Source organism: Bradyrhizobium sp. P5_C11_2 (assembly GCF_054049755.1).
Map to the genome: position 1 here is coordinate 1 of NZ_JBFULT010000096.1, position 16419 is coordinate 16419.

Below are 16419 nucleotides of genomic sequence, written 5' to 3' on the forward strand. Positions count from 1 at the left end.
TTCTGCGCATGGCTGCCGCGCGCCACAACTTGAACCAGACCGAGCCCATCAGATCAGCGCGCTGCCGCATCACGAGGATACAGTGCCACGGCTCCCAGCGTTCGACATCGCTCCCGACGAGGCCATACTCGAAAGGCAAGGGCGCACCCTGCGCCAGGAAGGCGTTGACGCCGCTCGCATAGGCTTCGAGCATCGCCCGCGCTTCGCCCGACAAACCGGCGAAGTCGCGCTGCGACGCGCCCGCGACATCGAGCCGCCGCGCCAGCGTATCCGCCGCGACACCCGCGCTGCCCTCCCATTCAGCCCAGCGGCCCAGCATCCGCCGGCGCGCGGCGTCCATCTGCCAGAGCCGGTCCTGGGCGTGGACATAGCCTTGCGCAAAGAAGGCGTCAGCCGTTCCGCGTGCGCGGACGTGCGGGATGCCCCAGGCGTCGCGATGGACGTCGACGTTGTTCTCAAGGCCGCGCAGCACGACCGCGCCTTTGGTCTGAGGCAGGCATGAAGGTCTGTCATTGGCAGCGCTTGTCACGCTCTTCTCCCGGTTTTGTCAGGCTTGTACACCAAGGCTTCGCGTTCGATCCATCTTCACGCGGACGGCCGACGATCGGCCCAGGGACGAATCCGCTCCAGGATGGCACCGAGACGCAGAACATCATTGTCTTTCCACCAGCGGCCGACGATCTGCAGGCCGGTCGGTAATCCATCGGCTCCGAAGCCATTTGGCACCGATAGCGCCGGATTGCCGCTCTGGTTGAACGGATAGACGAAGGCGTTCCAGCCGCGATTGAACAAAGCATCGACGGTCTTGCCGGCCTCGGCCGGAATTGCGGTGGTGGGCAAGGTGGGCGTCACGAGAAAGTCGTAGCTTTCCAGGAGCTTCTGCACACCGCGATACAACCGTGAGCGCGCGACCTGCGCCTTGCGAAAATCGACCAGAGTGGCCTTGCTACCCGCCGCGATCCATTCCACCAGGACCGGGTCCATCCGGTCGCGCCATTTTTCAAGATGGTGACCGAAATAGACGTTCAGATTAGCGAGGTACATGAGCCGGGCAGGGCCCGCGATCCAGTCCATTCCAACGCCGGCCTCCTCCACCTCGGCGCCAAGCTCCGCAAGGGCTGCGAGCGACGCCTTGGCGTTTGCCGCAACGTCCGCACTACAGTCGCTCATGGCGGACAGGTATCCGATCCGCAATCCCGACAAATCCTCCGAGATCAGGCCAGGCATCAGCGTCCCGTTGCCGGGCGCGCCGAGCGACCACGGATCGAGCGTCGACGGGCCCACAAGGCTGTCCATCATCAATGCGGCATCGGCAACGGTGCGCGTCAACGGGCCGGCTGCGGCATAATTGAAGAACGAATCCGAGGTCTGCTCATAGGGCACCGCGCCCGTGGTCGGCTTCAGTCCGACCACGCCGCAGGCGCCGGCGGGAATGCGGATCGATCCCGCGCCGTCCGTGCCGAGACCCAGTGGCCCAAGTCCGGCCGCCACCGCGACGGCCGCGCCACCGCTCGATCCGCCCGCGGTGCGGGCGGGATTCCAGGGATTGCGCGTGATCCCGAAGCTGGGTCCGTCGGTGTGGCCCTTGTGACCGAATTCAGGTGTGGTCGATTTACCTACCATGATCGCACCCGCATTCTTCAGGCGAGTCACCAGGATGTCGTCCTGCGAGGGAACGTTGTCGGCCAAGACCGCCGATCCGTGCGCAGTACGAACGCCCTTGGTGGCAAAGAGATCCTTGATGTTGACGGGTACGCCATGAAGCGGCCCGAGCTGTTCGCCGGCCATGACGGCCTGCTCTGCAACCCGCGCCTGCGCCCGCGCCGCGTCTGCGGTCACCGTCGCGTAGGCATTGAGCGTCGGTTGCGTCCGCTCGATCGCGCCCAGCACGGCGTCGACATACTCCACCGGAGACAAAGCGCGTTTACGGATCAGCCTTGCGGCGGTCGTGGCGGGCATAAAGAGAAGATCGCGATCAGACATCTCGGAACTCCATCAATCGGCAAAGCGGCGGCAACAGCCGTCAGGCGGGGACGTCGTGAAGGTGGCAGGCGGCAAGATGGCTTGGCGCGATCTCCCGCAGCTTCGGCTTCTCGGCTCGACAACGTTCGAACGCGAACGGACAACGCGGATGAAACGTGCAGCCCGGCACTGTGTCGATCTGGCTCGGCAATTCGCCGGTCACGACCGCGGCGCGGGCCTTGTTCGGCTTGACGCGAGGGATCGCCGCAAGCAGCGCTTGCGTGTAGGGATGCCGGGGAGCGGTATACAGTTCGTGCCTGGGCGCGATCTCGACGATGCTGCCGGCATACATCACCGCCACCCGTGCTGAAATGCTGCGGACCACCGCGAGATCATGGGCGATGAAGAGATAGCTGAGGCCGAGCCGCTCCTGGAGGTCGAGCAGCAGGTTGACGATTTGCGCCTGCATCGACACGTCGAGCGACGATACCGGTTCGTCGCAGACGATGAATTCCGGCTTCAGCGCCAACGCCCGCGCAATGCCGATGCGTTGACGTTGGCCGCCGGAGAATTCGTGGGGGAAACGGTCACCACACGAACGCGGCAAACCGACCATCTCCAGCAGTTCGCGGACGCGATCGTTGCGGGCGGCGCGCGACAGGCCGCCCGCGACGTCGAGCGGCTCTGCGATCGCGTCCTGCGCGCGCATGCGGGGATTGAGCGAATTCTGCGGGTCTTGAAACACGAATTGCAGCCGTCGCCGCACCGCCCTGAGCGCAGCCTTGCCGCTCGCCGGAGAAACCTCCTGGTCGAACAGCTTGATCGATCCGCTTGTCGCGGCTTCGAGACCGACCAGGATACGTCCCGTGGTGGATTTCCCCGAGCCTGACTCCCCGACAAGGCCCAGCGTCTCGCCTTGCCCAACATCGAAACTGACACCATCGACGGCGCGCAACGACGCGCCCCGCGCCGCAAAGGTCTTCAACAACTCGCGCACGACGACGATGGGCGCTCCACTCATGTGGCTGTTCCCGTGGCGATGCGCGGCGGACAACGCGCGAAATGGCCCGCCCCGGCGTCGACCAACGCGGGCGGCTCAGTCAGGCAGGACTTGATCGCCTCGCGGCAGCGCGGATTGAACCGGCATCCCGCGATCGACGTCGACGGATCCGGAATGTTCCCGGGAATGGTCGCGAGCCGGTGTACGTCCGCGTCGGGATCGGGCACGGCGCGGATCAGCCCTTCGGTGTAAGGATGCACCGGCCGTTCGAACAGGGCAGGGACGGCGGCGGATTCCACAACCCGCCCGGCATACATGACAACGACACGCTGCGCGAACTCCGCGACCACGCCGAGATCATGGGTGATCAAAATCACCGACATGCCGATTTCACGCTGCAACTCGCGCAGCAATTCGAGGATCTGGGATTGAATGGTGACGTCGAGGGCGGTGGTCGGCTCGTCTGCGATCAGGAGCTTGGGGCGGCATGCCACTGCGATGGCGATCATGACGCGCTGGCGCATGCCGCCGGAAAGCCGATGGGGGTAATCGTCGATGCGGCGCGAGGCGTCGGAAATCCGCACCATCTCCAGCAGCTCGACGGCCTGACGACGGGCGGCCCGCGCCGAGAGCCCCTGATGCTGGCGCAACGGCTCCATGATCTGGTCGGCGATGCTCAAGACCGGATTGAGCGAGGACATCGGATCCTGGAAGATCATCGCGATCTCCCTGCCGCGAATCTGGCGCAGCCGGCGTTGCGGAACAGTCAGCAGATCATGTCCGCCGTAGCGGATCGTCCCCGATGCGTAACGTGTGTTGGCACGGCCATGCAGCTTGAGAATCGAAAGGGCGCTGACGCTCTTGCCGCTGCCGGATTCACCGACGATGCCGAGGCATTCGCCGGCGCGAACGGCAAAGTCCACGCCTTCGACGGCGTTCACCCAGCCAGTGTCGCCGCGGAACTGGACCGTCAGGTTCTCGACACTCAGAAGGGTTTGCTGCGCCATTCAGGTCTCGATCTTCAAGCGTGGATCGAGCACGTCGCGCAACCCGTCGCCGAGCAGATTCATGCCGAGCGCGGCGAGGCTGACCGCGAGGCCGGGAAACAGCATCACCCACCACGCCTCGACCGAGTAGTCGCGTCCCTCCGCGATGATGTTGCCCCAGCTCGGGGCCGGCGGCGGCGGGCCGATGCCGAGGAAGCTGAGCGTCGCTTCCGCGAGAATGGCGTAGGCGAAGATGAAGGTCAGCTGGACGATCAGGGGTCCGAGACAATTTGGCAGCACGTGCTTGACGATGATGTGCACGTCGCCGGCACCGCTGACCCGCGCGGCCTGCAGATACTCCATCTCGCGAATGACCAGCACGGAGGCACGCACGATCCGCGCCGTCCGCGGCACATAAGCAACTGCGAGCGCCACCACGATACTGCTGGCCTGTGCGCCGAGTGCCGCGCCGATACCGATGGCCAGCAGGATCGCGGGGAACGCCATCAGCGCGTCCATCGATCGCATGACGTACGGATCGAGCGCGCGAAAATATCCCGCCAGGATGCCGATCATGGCGCCGAACACGCCTGAGAGCAGGGCCACCGAAAACCCGATCGACAGTGACAGGCGGCCGCCATAGAGCACACGCGTGAGGATGTCCCGCCCGTATTGATCGCTGCCGAACGGGAAGCGTGCCGATGGCGGCTTGAATCGGTAACGAATGCTCATCGCCGTCGGATCGGTGCCGGTCAGCATCGGCCCGATGATCGCGCAAAGCGTCAGGACGGTCACAAGCACCAGTCCGATCTTGAACGACCGGTGCGCGGCGAGCTTGCGCAGGACGGGAAATCGCCGGCGCTCCGCCAGTATCTGTGTCGACGGCGCAGCCAGCCCGACGTCAGTCATAGCGCACCCGTGGATCGACCAGGGTATAGATGATATCCACGGCAACGTTGATCAGCACGAAAGCGAAGCCGAACAACAGCATGGTGCCCTGGATCAGCGGGTAGTCGCGGGCCATGATCCCCTGCACCACGAGCCGGCCGATACCCGGCAACGCAAACACCTGCTCTACGACGACTGAACCTCCGATCAGGAGACTCAGGATGATGCCGCTGACCGTCACGACGGCGACCAGAGCATTGCGGAAGCCGTGCTTGCCGACGGTTCGCCACTCGCTGACGCCTTTGGCGCGCGCCGTCCGGATGAAATCCTGGTCAAGCACATCGAGCATCGCCGAGCGCGTCATGCGCGCCAGGAAGCCAATCTGAAACAGGCTGAGCACCATGGCGGGCTGGATCAGCGAAGCGAACCAGGCACCGGGGCCCGCCGTTAGCAACGGAGCATAGCCGGCGGACGGCACCCATCCGAGCTTCACGCTGAACAAGATGACCGACACGATCGCGATCCAGAAACTCGGGGCCGAAACCCCGATCAGGGCAACCGCCATGACACCCGCGTCGATCCAGCTGCTACGGAAATAGGCGGCCAGGATGCCGAGCGCGATACCAATCGGCAGGGTGATGGCGAGTGACAGGGCGGCCAGCGACAACGTCACCGGCAAACGCTCCCCGACCGCGGAGAGTACGGTCTGGTTCAGCACCAGCGAGCTGCCAAACTTGCCCTGTGCCAGGTTGAGGAACCAGGACAGCAGTTGCCGCCAGATCGACTGGTCGAGGCCGAGTTCACGACGAATCCGTTCCACCGCCGCAGGCGTGGCATCGGCTCCGGCGATCACGACCGCGGGATCTCCCGGCAGCAGGTGCATCAGGACGAAGGACAGCACCGCAACCAGCAGCAGGACCGGTATGGATTGCATGAGACGGACGCTGATCGTGCGAAACATGAGATACCCGATATGACGCTTTCTGCTCCTGCCCAGCCGCCGTTGTGCCGACGGCGCTACTTCAGCCAAACGTCCCAGAAATGAACGATATAATAGGGCATGAAGTTCACGACCTTGGCGGCGTTGTAGCTTCGCATCGTGCCCATATCGGCGATCTTGATCATGTAGGCCTGGTCCAGCACGCGCTTCTCGATATCGGCCCAGGCCGCGATGCGCTTTTGCGGATCGAGCGAGGCGTAGAACGCGTCATAGGCAGCGTCGAGAACGTGGTCGTCCTTGACGTGCGGGAAGGTGTAGAACATCACCTTCCATTGCTGCGGGCCGAGCAGCGGATTCGAGCAATAGCCGGTGGTGGACACGTTCCAGACCCCGGTGCCGCGCTGCATGTTGCTCGCGTTGGTGGTCCAGTCGACGATGTCGACCGCAACGTTGAAGCCGGCGTCCTTCATCTGCTCGGACAGGACCAGGATGGCGTCGCGGAAGTTCGGGTAGTTGGAATTCGTCTGGAGCACGATCTTCTCGCCGTTGTATCCGGCCTGCTTCAGCAACTCCTTGGCTTTGGCCGGGTTACGCTGGTCGTAATAGGGCTTCATCGCATCGCCCTGATAGTAAGGGCTCGACGCGTACACCAGCGAATGGCCCGGGCGCGAGATCTGTCCCATGGCTCCGGTGATATCGTCGATATTGACCACCGCCTCGATCGCCTGGCGAACCAGCGGATTGGTGGTCGGCGTCGCCTGCGTGTTCACCACGAACACCTGCATGCAATACGGGAAAATCTGCTGCGTGGTGATGTTCGCCTGGCCGTCGAAACGCTTGGCCAGATCGCGGGGAACGTCGCCGATGACGTCGGCGTTGCCGGTCTGCAACGCGGCGACGCGGGCGTTCGCCTCGGGCACAAAATTATAGCGAACCTGGTCGAGATAGGCGGTGCGGCGCCCAGCCAGACCGTCGGGCCCGGGCGCGCTCTCGTCGGGCACATAGCCGTCGAAACGCTTGATGACGAGATGGCTGTCCTTCACCCACTCGCCAAGCATGAACGGACCGGTTCCGACGATGTCGATCTCGCGCGCCGCCTTGTCCTTCTGCTCGGCCGGCAAAATTTCGAACGGATAGACCGGCGACTTCAGCACGTCGACGAACACGGCGTTCGGCTTCTTCAAGCGGATCACGAAGCCGTAGGGATCGAGCGCTTCGAAGCCGTCGACATCGGCGAGCACGGAGGCGTTGGGACTGACCCTGCGATAGCGTTCGAACGACGCCAGCACGTCGGCCGACGTCATCTCCTTGCCATTGTGGAATTTCACACCCCTGCGCAGCGTGAAACTGAAGACCGTGGCATCGGCATTGGTCTCGATCTTCGAAGCGAGAACGGGCCGGGCGTTATAGTTATTGTCGATCGCAACCAGCGGCTCGAACAAGTGGTGGATTACTTCGAGTTCGACGAGGCTTGAGGCGACATGAGGATCTAGCGTGCCCGGCCCGGAGAGATAGGCATAGACGAGGCTGCCGCCGCGGTTGGGTTCGGCGGCATGGAGCGGGGTTGCAAGCACGCCGAGCAGGGCAATCGACCGGCCCATCGCGGTGATCGTACGAAACATGGCCGAAAAGCTTGTCATTACAACTGCCTTCCTGTTGAGTTCGCGTATCAGTCGTCATTTACCCGCATGGATGTCCCGGCCGCGTTCACTGGACCGCTTTCGCGGACTGGCGTCGGTCGACTGAAGCGGCGACCTGCCTGAGGGCACCGTTGGTCGCGTCTAAGACACGATCGATGTCGTCGGGCCGGTGTGCCGCGGACAGAAACATGTTGTGCCAGGGATGCATGTAGACGCCCCGCCGCAGCGCCTCTTGCACGAAACGATGACCGAGCACGAAATCCGGATCGTCCTCGAACATGATCATCGGCATCTGAACCGGTCCGGTCTGCCGCAATCGCACATCGTGCGCCTGTGCCTGCGCCTCGAGCCCGTCGCGTAGCCGGCGGCCCATGGCTTCCATTGCTGCGATCGCACCGGTTGCGCGCAGTTTCTTGATCGTAGCCACCGCTGCCGCCATCGGCACCGCCGAGCACCAGAAGGAGCCGGTGACATAAACCTGTTGGGCGGCGTCGCGAAAGCGATCGGCGCCGGTGATCGCCGCAAGCGGATGACCGTTGGCGATCGCCTTGCTCCAGGCGCACAGATCGGGCCGCACGCCGTAGGGCTCCCAGCTGCCGCCGATGTGGAGGCGGAAGCCCGCCCTGACATCGTCGAGAATCAGCGCCGCACCGGCCGCGTCGCAGATCCTCCGGACTGCCTGCGCGAACGCAGGCGTCGGCGCCTCCTGATGGCGTCTCACATCATGCTTGAACGCAGTCACCAGCACTGCCGCGAGGTCGCGGCCGGCCTCGTCGGCGGCGCGCTCCAGGCTCGCAACGTCGTTATAGTCAAAGTGCAGGATGTGGGCTCGATCTTCCGCGGTGACGCCGGCCAGCGAGGGCGTGCACCACGGCGCGGCGCCATGATAGGAGCCCTTCGCCACCAGCACCTTGCGCCGCTGCGTGCCGGCACGCGCGATGGTCACGCAGGCCGTCGTCGCATCGGTGCCGTTCTTGGCGAACAGCACCCAGTCGGCGTGCGGAATGGTCTCGACCACGAGCTCCGCGAGCTCGACCTGGCATTCCGCGGGCCCGGTCATCAAGTCGCCGCGGGCGCGCTGCGCCGCGGCTGCGGCCTCCACATCCGGATCACCGTAACCGAGCACGATCGGTCCATAGCCGCACATCAGGTCGATATATTCCGTGCCCGCCAGATCCCGGAGGTGGCAGCCGCTCGCGCTGCGAAAAAACTGCGGATAGCCGGGAGGCAGCCGTGCGACATTCATGTGGCCCCACATGCCGCCGGGAATGACCTTCAGGGCTCGTGCCCGCAACGCCTCGTCCTGCGAAAGGAGCCTGGATGCGGTGTCATCAGGTGCCATGGCAAGTCCCTCGTGTCGGACGGCCGCGCCGTTGCGACGCCAGCATAATATATGATATATCATAGTTGCGAAGGCCTTTCTCGCCTTTTGATCTTGCAAAGACCGCGGGCAGACGTGCAGACCACGCATAGAGATTGGTCGCCTTTCGACTGGAGAGCAGGCCCCCTCGATGTCCAACGATGCTGTCGGTCTGGTCGGCCGCGACAACCTGACGGCCCGCGTGTTTGGGGAATTGCGGCTTGCCCTGATGGAGGGACGATTCCGTCCCGGCCATCGTTTCAAGATCCGCGAGCTCGCCGAAACGATGGGCGTCTCGGAAACGCCGATCCGGGAAGCGCTGATGCAGCTGGTGCGCGCACGGGTGCTTGACATGCAGGCAAGCCGCTMGATCGAGGTCGCCCGCCTGAGTGCAGCGCAGTACGAGGAACTACGCGGTATCCGGATTTTGCTCGAAGGACTGGCCGCCGAACGCGCAACCACCCGGATCTCCAAGGCTGATATCGCCAATCTCAAGAAATATCATCAGGCGCTGGTCGCAGCAGAACGCGGCAGGCGCTGGCGCGAAGCCGTGCAGGTGAACTGGCAATTCCACCACACGCTCTACAAGGCCGCTGACGCGCCCGAACTGCTCGAGATGATCGAGACGATCTGGCTTCGCAACGGTCCTCTGCTCAACATGTTGTATCCGCATGCGACCCCGACCTATCCGGGACGGCATCAGCATCTCAACGTGCTCGACGGTTTGACCGCGAGAAATCCCGAGGCCGTGAAGCAGTCGATCCAGGCCGATCTGATGGAGGGAGGCGCCAGACTGCTGAAACTGCTTCAGGATATCGAAGCCGGTGTTGCGCCATCGCAGCTGGATGCCGCAATGACATAGTTCGTCTCGCCAGCAAGTTTCCGGCTCCGTCGACAGGGCTGGGAAAACTGCGGCGAAATGGCGGGCCGTGCGTACGGCAAAACCGTGTGGTCCTGGCCGTCGTTGCTACGGTCAAGCTCTTGCGGAGGCGGCATTGGCGTCAACCGGCGCGGTGTCGGCGACTTTCGCAGGGCGAGGGAGGCCAGAACGAACTCGGCTCCCGGGAGAGCACGGCATAAGCCGTCCAACCACTGCGCAGGGAAGGCCGAGTGATTGGCTACACCTGTATGCTGCTGTGCGGTTCTCTCTGCGCACCACCTCGCGCAGCGGACCGCGGGTGCCAGCCGGCACCCGGCCTTCCCTGCGCCCTCTTGGCTCAAGAGGGCGGAGAGGCGAAGCAAAGCTCGGGCGAAATCAGCCGCGAGACCGCGAAGCTGCGTCCCATCGCAAGGCGATCGAGATGATCCTCACGCACGTTGACGGAGAGCCATTGCTGGCTCCACGGCCTGAACCATCAGGATCGGCGGGCAAGGGTCTTGGGTTGAACACGCGATCCGTCGATCACCTCGAGCCGGCCGCAGCGGTTCAAGGTGTGCAACTTCCTGCCGGGCCATGCGGGCCCCGGTCTAAGCGAGTGGCGAACGATCTGCCTGAATGTGGTCGGCGACAGTTCGACAATTTCTGCCAGCCCGAGCGCAGCACCGTAGCCGTCGGCACAGTCCTGGACCGGCCGCCACAATCTTTCATTGATGGTGACGAAATTCCCTGCCGGCCGCGTGCTCGCACGATCGATCAGGACCGGATTGCTGGCATGGGGCAACCAGGGCCCCAACAAGTGCTCGGCGTAATAGATCGCCAGCGAATCGGAATACCCGCCCGTTCCGTCGCGCCAGGCTCCAAACAGATAATGCAGGCCGTTGTGTCGCGTGATCGTGACATCGGCGAGTTCAAGGCCCGAAAGCAGCGTCGCGTGGCGTTCCCATTTGTCCGGAAAACGGACGCACTTGTAGAGGGCGACGTCGCCGTGGGTCGAACTCTCCGGGATCATCCACAACTCGCCAGCGTCCGCGATCAGAAACGGATAGGAGAGGTGCCAGGACTCCTCCAGCACGGGCACGACTTGTCCCACCGGGCCCGAATCGTTGAACTCGATCGCGGAAATTATTCCCTTTCCGATCCGGTGATCGAGATCTTCAAAGAAGACGAATGTTCTTCCCTGCCATGTGATGGGAAAGGGATCGGCGTAGAAGCGATGGCCGGGATCGGCAAGGACGTTCCAGCCCGGTCCCGACAGATCTCCGGTCTGCCAGACGCCTGCACCGTCATTGAAGCGCCATCCGACGTGCCAATGCGGGGCGTAGCAACAGAGGCGATAGATCTCCTTGGCGATCGATACGGCGAGGCCGCGCGCAACATACGCCGCCGGCCGCCGGCCGATGCCGTCTCCGGCGGGGCGGGCCAGCGGCGGCAGAATGCGCGGCCGTCCCGACAGGATTGCGGCCACCATGGTCAGGGTTCGCGCCATGACCGTGTCGAGCGCGCCGCTCAAGCCGGCCGCGATTTCCCCGGATGGGTGGCCGCGATCCAGGACCGCACCGTCGATCTCGTTGACGATGTCGATCACCGGAAGGTCGCCGGCGAGAATGGCGGCAAGTGCGGCGTTTTCGCCTGCGGTTCCGTTGAACAGCGGGCGGAGATACAGCGGAGCAGAACAGCTGGGATCCCGCGCCCCGTCGGAAAAATCGACGATCACGTCGGCGGTGCCGGCGCGCGCCTGCATCCGGTCCGGGATGATCTTCAACGTGTCGGCGCCGCTGTGTTTGCCCTTGTGCAAAACCAAACGCTCGAGTTCGAACAGCGCGTCGAGACCTGTGGGCCGTGACGTCGCCGTCGTCGTCCAGGCGATCTGAACCGGAACATCCCGGCCGTCGATCGACAGCGTCTCGCGGCCCATCCACCGCCGCGCATGCTCACGTTCACAGCGAAACTCGATGATCATGTCGAGCCAATCTATTCCGACCGCCGGTCAAATGACCTGGCTGAGAATTCGAACGTATTCCTCGACCATGGCATCCACCGAATAGCGCAACCTGAGGCCTTTGGCGTTTTGTCGCAGTTCGTCGCTCAGTTGCTGGTCCGTCAGCAGCTGTGCGACGGCCGCGGACAGCTTCGCATGGTCGGTGGCATCGACGAACAGGGCTGTCGGTTTTCCTTCGAAGGACAACACCTCGCGCAGGACGGGAAGATCCGTGACGACGGAAGGAACGCCGGCGTTCGCGGCTTCGACCGCGGCCAGACCAAAGGTCTCCGCTTGCGTCGGAAAGACGAATACATCCAGGCAGGCGAGAAAATCCGCTATCTGGCGCGGGGCGATTTCGCCGAGCAGATGCAATCTGTCCGACACTTTCAAGGCGTCCGCCAACTGCCTCAGCCGAGCCTCGTCGGCTCCCTGGCCGGCCAGTGCGAGGTGCCAGGATGGTTGATCCGGCAACAGACGTATCGCCGCATCGAGCCGCTTGTGCGGGTGCAGCCTCGCTGCGCAGCCGAGCAGCACGCGGTCCGGCGGCAGATTGAATGTCTGTCGTGCAGCTTCCTTCGACAGGCTGAGGGCCTTGTCGTCGAAACCGTGTGGGACATGCACCATGCGCGACCGATAGGCCTCGGGGTAGCGCGAATACTCGCGCTGCATGTCCAGCGAGTTGAGCGTGATGCGGTCGAAGAAGCCGAGGCTGCCCATGACGATGTCGGCCGTGCGGACCGGCCAGCTCATCGACAGCGCGGATGAAACCTGATTGGCGACGACCGGTGCGCGGCAGACGAGGCGCGACACCCCCGCGCCGATGACGTTGCCGAAATGCTGAAAGGTCAGAACAGCGTCAGGCCTGGCGGTCCTGATATGACGGCCGAGCGTCCACAACATTCGCAGCAGTGCCAGCGGATTTCCCGGCCGGCGCGCCGCGCAGTAGAGCGTATCGGGCGGCTCATCGAACGAATCCGATTTGCGGTAGAAGAACAGATTGGTGACCCGATAGCCGCGGTCGGTCAGTCCGGCGCCAAGCAGCCGGGAAATCTCCTGCGCACCGGCGTTCTCGGCCTGAGTTTGCACAAGAAGCACGTGTGGCTTTGATCCGCCGCTGCTCGGCCCTGCGAGTGCTGCCGCGGTCGAAGGCAGCTTCGGTGCCTCGCCCCGTTCTGTGCCTGGCTGGTAATGGAGCACGGATCCCGACCCGCTGAAGAAACGAAGTTTTCATCTTCTTAACCCGGTACCTACCATGCAGGCTTCGAGCGGACATCGACTAGCGTTAAACGGAGTTAATGCGCAGGCTGCCGGAAGGGCATCGTTCACGAGGGAATCCGCTGGTTTCCGAACGAAGCGAAGCGAGTGCGTTAACCAATTGGTCACGGTCGCGTATGGAGCGCGTAACCACCGATTAACCATAGATATTTACGTTGGAGCAGGCACTGAACAGTGTTCGCCAGTTGAATCCGAGTAAAATCCATGACGTTCGGTCGCCGTGCAGACCCGACAAGCTCCGGATCGATCGGTGTCGCCGCGTCGTGGCAGACCCGGGACGCGTCGAACGGTGAGTCCCGCGAACGCTTTGGCGGTGGGCTCACTGCCGCGGGTGCGCTCGCCTTCTTGCGGGACAACGCTCGCCGCATCCTGACGCTCGCTCTCGCGATCTTCGCCCTTGGCGTCGTCGTATTGTTGGTGATTCCGGTGCGATTTGCGGCGACCGCACTGGTCGTTGTCGATCCCCGAGAGCAGCGCGTGACCACGGAGCAGGACGTTCTGCCCGGTATAGGGCAGGATAGCGCCGCGCTGCAAAGCCTGGTTGAAGTCGCCAAGTCCGACGGATTTCTCAAGCCGCTGATCGAGCAGCTCAAGATTCGGGATGACGACGACATCTCCGGGGGACACACCGACCCCGCGCGCCTGCTCGAGAGGTTCCGCAACCGTCTCGACATTTCCCGTCGCGGACTGACCTATGTCATCGCCATCCGCTTCACCTCGAACCGGCCGGAGCGGGCGGCCTACTATGCCAATGCCATTGCCGAGGCGTTCGTTGCCGGCCAGGGCCGCATGCGTACGGATGCGACCGACGAGGCCGCCGACTGGCTCAGTAGCCGGCTCAAGACATTGAACGACCGGCTGAGGGCGTCGGAGGACGCCGTTGCCACGTTCAAGCTCGAGCACAGGATCGTCAATGCCGGCAAGGATTCCACGACGCAGCAATTGCGCGTGACCGAGCTGTCGCAGCAGGCTGCCGCTGCGCGCGCCCGGACCGAAGAGGCCAAAGCCCGCTACGAGCAGGCGCAGCGCGATCTGAAAGCGAATGTCGACAGCCCCGCCAGGCAGGATCTCCTGAGCGCGCTGCGCGCACAGCGATCGGCCCTCAATGATCAAATCGCGCAGAAGCGAGCGGTGTTCGGCGATCGCCATCCCGATCTCGTCATGTCGTACAGCCAGTTGAACGATCTCAACAGGCAGATCGAGGTCGAGCGGACAAAGGGCATCGACACCGCAAAGTCGGAATATGAGGCCCAGCGCGATCAACAGAAGGCGCTGGAAAACCAGATGAAGGCGGCCGAATCGCAGCTCCTGGTCGACGGTCAGGCTCTGGTCCGGCTCCAGGAGCTACAGCGCGACGCCGAGGCCAACAGAAACATCTACGAACAGTTCCTGTCGCGGTCCAAGACGACGAACGAGCAGCGCCTCCTGCAGAGTTCTCAAACCAAGATCGCGTCGTCCGCCATTCCGCCGCTTCGCTCGACGCTTCCACCGCTGCCGTTGCTGCTCGCCGCGCTTGCGATTGGCTCGCTGCTGACGTCGACGGCGGTGGTCGCCGCTACGGGACGCGGATCGGACAAATCCGTTCCGGAGGTCCGGGACCCCGAACCGGCTCCGCCGCAGCCCGCGGCGTGGGCACGTCCGCCTGTGTGGGCCCGCATTCCCGACCTGGTGCCTGGCGATGTCCCCAGAAACATCTGGCAAGGGCCGGTGTCCGCAACGAGCGAAATCGATCTCGGTGGTCATCTGCGCCCGCTGCTCGAGAGGCTGGAGAAGCTGCCAGGACCTCGCGGCAAGGTCGTCCTTGTGATGTCGGTCGGCAAGCGCGCTGGCGGCAACACCGTTGCGCGGTCGCTGAATCGATGGGCGGTGAACACAGGGAAGCTGAGCGTCCTGATCCGGGTGGAGCCGGACCTCGGCGGTGCCGCGGCGAGCCTCGCGAAGGACCAGGCCGAAGGTGCGACGACGGCGGACTTTCGCAGTGTCGATGAGCTGCTGGGTGCCGGCAACAGGCCCGAGCCGTCACCCGCGGACGATATTCGTTCGGAGTTCGATCTGATCGTCGTCCACGCCAGCTCCCTGGCCTTGCAGCCCGAGGCGGCGGCGCTGGCCGCTCACGCCGACCTCGTCGTCCTGGTCGCCCGCGAAGACGCGGTCGCTTCGGCCGCAATGCGCAGGGCAACGGCTGCGCTCTCCCGGTTTGTCGGTGTGCCGACCGGTATCGTGGTCAATCGTGTGCCGGCCGACCCGTCGGCGCGTCGTCGCGGCGAAATGCTGGGGCTGGCTGGTTGACGCCACCCGGCTGTGTAGTGCCGCGCGGTGCAATCGCTCTGGCTGAATCGACGTCTATTCGCCGGAGTCCGCGCCGCGGACCGCGTAGGCGCCGCGCTTCGATGCCGAGAAGCGCAGAAGCCCCAAAACCGAAGGATCGACTCCGGTTCGCCGACGACAGAGGATGTTGAGGGCGATGGTTGCGAGCGCCAGCGACGCGGTCGCCGAGATCGCCGCGCCGAGCACGCCGAGCCAGGGAATGAGGACGAGAAATCCGACCAGCCGCAGCGCCACGTTCGCGGCGACGACGGGGACATACTCACGCTCATAGCCGGTCAGCTGCAATATCGCCGCAGATGGACCGCCCGCCGCCTGGAAGGCCGTTCCGATCGCGAGCACGATCAGAACCCAGTGCTGCGCGGCGAAATGGGGCCCGAACAGGTTGAGAAGATGGGGGCCGCCAATCCAGATCAGGAGCAGTCCGCTGACCACGCACAACGCGGTCACCTCCGCCATGAGCCGCAACGTTCGCTCGAATTCCTGATGGTTCTTGCTGAAGTACAGCGAGGGGAGCCGCCGCGCGCCAAAGCTGTACAGTGCGGCCGACAGCATGGCGAAGATGTTGGCGAGGCGGGAGGCGGCGAAATAAATCCCGGCGGTTGCCGGATCCAGCATCCAGTAGACAAGAATGACGTCGAAATACTGGTTCGCGGCTTCAAGGATGGACGCGACCCAGAAATGAAGCGCGCTCGATCTCCAGCGGGACGTCTCGGAACGCGCCGCCGTGCCGCGGAAATCCGGCAGAGCTCGCGCAATCGCGATGACCTGTGCGACCAGGCCGACCGACATGGCAATCGCCATCACGGCGATCAGTTCGGCGGGATCGAGCTGCCGCTGGCCGGACATGATTGCGAGCAGAAACAGGACGACGCTGACCCGCCAGAAGAACTCCCGGTTGCCTTCTCCCATGAGAATGCTGACCAGCGAGCGCGCGATCTGGCTGCCCAGCATCAGTCCCGCATTCACGGCGGTGTAGGCCGACACCGCGAGAACCAGCAGCCACCCGTCGCCTCGCATGTTTGCCACGATCGCGATTGCGCCGATCGCAAGCAGCATCGCGACGGAGGAAATCTTCAGGCTCGATAGCAGCACGCCTTTGGTAAGATCGGGCCGATTTCCCACCCGATACTCGTTCAGGAATCGCACCAGAAGCGATTCCTGCCCGACCAGCCCCACGAC

At 64.0% G+C, this 16419-nt stretch carries 13 protein-coding genes; 2 read left to right on the top strand and 11 right to left on the bottom strand.

What is annotated here, in order from left to right; genetic code table 11:
• The 8 genes from ACXJL8_RS12425 to ACXJL8_RS12460 form a co-directional block, all read right to left on the bottom strand.
• On the bottom strand, window positions 1–529 hold a 529-nt coding region (locus ACXJL8_RS12425), incomplete at its 3' end, for a penicillin acylase family protein (protein WP_456685054.1).
• A gap of 56 nt (window positions 530–585) precedes the next feature.
• A complete protein-coding gene (locus tag ACXJL8_RS12430) occupies window positions 586–1983 on the bottom strand; it encodes an amidase (protein ID WP_456621848.1) in 1398 nt (465 codons plus the stop codon).
• Window positions 1984–2023: 40 nt separating this feature from the next.
• Window positions 2024–2983 (bottom strand): ABC transporter ATP-binding protein, encoded by a 960-nt coding sequence (locus tag ACXJL8_RS12435; RefSeq protein ID WP_456621847.1) that lies wholly within the window; start codon window positions 2981–2983, stop codon window positions 2024–2026.
• Complete coding sequence (locus tag ACXJL8_RS12440) at window positions 2980–3969, bottom strand: ABC transporter ATP-binding protein (RefSeq protein WP_456621846.1); 990 nt, start codon at window positions 3967–3969, stop codon at window positions 2980–2982. Before ACXJL8_RS12440 ends, ACXJL8_RS12435 begins: the two co-directional genes overlap by 4 nt.
• A complete protein-coding gene (locus ACXJL8_RS12445; protein ID WP_456621845.1) occupies window positions 3970–4857 on the bottom strand; it encodes an ABC transporter permease in 888 nt (295 codons plus the stop codon).
• Complete coding sequence (locus ACXJL8_RS12450; RefSeq protein ID WP_456621844.1) at window positions 4850–5797, bottom strand: ABC transporter permease; 948 nt, start codon at window positions 5795–5797, stop codon at window positions 4850–4852. Before ACXJL8_RS12450 ends, ACXJL8_RS12445 begins: the two co-directional genes overlap by 8 nt.
• Window positions 5798–5853: 56 nt before the next feature.
• Window positions 5854–7377, bottom strand: coding sequence for an ABC transporter substrate-binding protein (locus ACXJL8_RS12455; protein WP_456621885.1), 1524 nt, complete (start codon window positions 7375–7377; stop codon window positions 5854–5856).
• A gap of 106 nt (window positions 7378–7483) precedes the next feature.
• Complete coding sequence (locus ACXJL8_RS12460) at window positions 7484–8758, bottom strand: aminotransferase class III-fold pyridoxal phosphate-dependent enzyme (RefSeq protein ID WP_456621843.1); 1275 nt, start codon at window positions 8756–8758, stop codon at window positions 7484–7486.
• Window positions 8759–8927: 169 nt separating this feature from the next.
• On the opposite strand from ACXJL8_RS12460, the gene ACXJL8_RS12465 reads away from it, so the two are divergent.
• Window positions 8928–9638, top strand: coding sequence for a GntR family transcriptional regulator (locus ACXJL8_RS12465; protein ID WP_456685055.1), 711 nt, complete (start codon window positions 8928–8930; stop codon window positions 9636–9638).
• Between the two features lie 493 nt (window positions 9639–10131).
• Here the strand turns inward: ACXJL8_RS12465 and ACXJL8_RS12470 are convergent, their stop codons facing one another.
• Window positions 10132–11616 (bottom strand): glucosamine inositolphosphorylceramide transferase family protein, encoded by a 1485-nt coding sequence (locus ACXJL8_RS12470; RefSeq protein ID WP_456621841.1) that lies wholly within the window; start codon window positions 11614–11616, stop codon window positions 10132–10134.
• A gap of 27 nt (window positions 11617–11643) precedes the next feature.
• Window positions 11644–12834, bottom strand: coding sequence for a glycosyltransferase family 4 protein (locus ACXJL8_RS12475; RefSeq protein WP_456621840.1), 1191 nt, complete (start codon window positions 12832–12834; stop codon window positions 11644–11646).
• Window positions 12835–13116: 282 nt separating this feature from the next.
• On the opposite strand from ACXJL8_RS12475, the gene ACXJL8_RS12480 reads away from it, so the two are divergent.
• Window positions 13117–15201, top strand: coding sequence for a lipopolysaccharide biosynthesis protein (locus tag ACXJL8_RS12480; protein WP_456621839.1), 2085 nt, complete (start codon window positions 13117–13119; stop codon window positions 15199–15201).
• 54 nt (window positions 15202–15255) lie between these two features.
• Here ACXJL8_RS12480 and ACXJL8_RS12485 read toward each other — a convergent pair.
• Window positions 15256–16419, bottom strand: a 1164-nt coding sequence (locus tag ACXJL8_RS12485) for a lipopolysaccharide biosynthesis protein (protein WP_456685056.1), incomplete at its 5' end; no start/stop codon positions are given.

What these genes read in the sequence shown, in the direction of transcription:
- ACXJL8_RS12430 (WP_456621848.1), bottom strand. Translation starts at nt 1,983, where the DNA reads ATGTCTGATCGCGATCTTCTCTTTATGCCCGCCACGACCGCCGCAAGG.
- ACXJL8_RS12435 (WP_456621847.1), bottom strand. Translation starts at nt 2,983, where the DNA reads ATGAGTGGAGCGCCCATCGTCGTCGTGCGCGAGTTGTTGAAGACCTTT.
- ACXJL8_RS12440 (WP_456621846.1), bottom strand. Translation starts at nt 3,969, where the DNA reads ATGGCGCAGCAAACCCTTCTGAGTGTCGAGAACCTGACGGTCCAGTTC.
- ACXJL8_RS12445 (WP_456621845.1), bottom strand. Translation starts at nt 4,857, where the DNA reads ATGACTGACGTCGGGCTGGCTGCGCCGTCGACACAGATACTGGCGGAG.
- ACXJL8_RS12450 (WP_456621844.1), bottom strand. Translation starts at nt 5,797, where the DNA reads ATGTTTCGCACGATCAGCGTCCGTCTCATGCAATCCATACCGGTCCTG.
- ACXJL8_RS12455 (WP_456621885.1), bottom strand. Translation starts at nt 7,377, where the DNA reads ATGGGCCGGTCGATTGCCCTGCTCGGCGTGCTTGCAACCCCGCTCCAT.
- ACXJL8_RS12460 (WP_456621843.1), bottom strand. Translation starts at nt 8,758, where the DNA reads ATGGCACCTGATGACACCGCATCCAGGCTCCTTTCGCAGGACGAGGCG.
- ACXJL8_RS12470 (WP_456621841.1), bottom strand. Translation starts at nt 11,616, where the DNA reads ATGATCATCGAGTTTCGCTGTGAACGTGAGCATGCGCGGCGGTGGATG.
- ACXJL8_RS12480 (WP_456621839.1), top strand. Translation starts at nt 13,117, where the DNA reads ATGACGTTCGGTCGCCGTGCAGACCCGACAAGCTCCGGATCGATCGGT.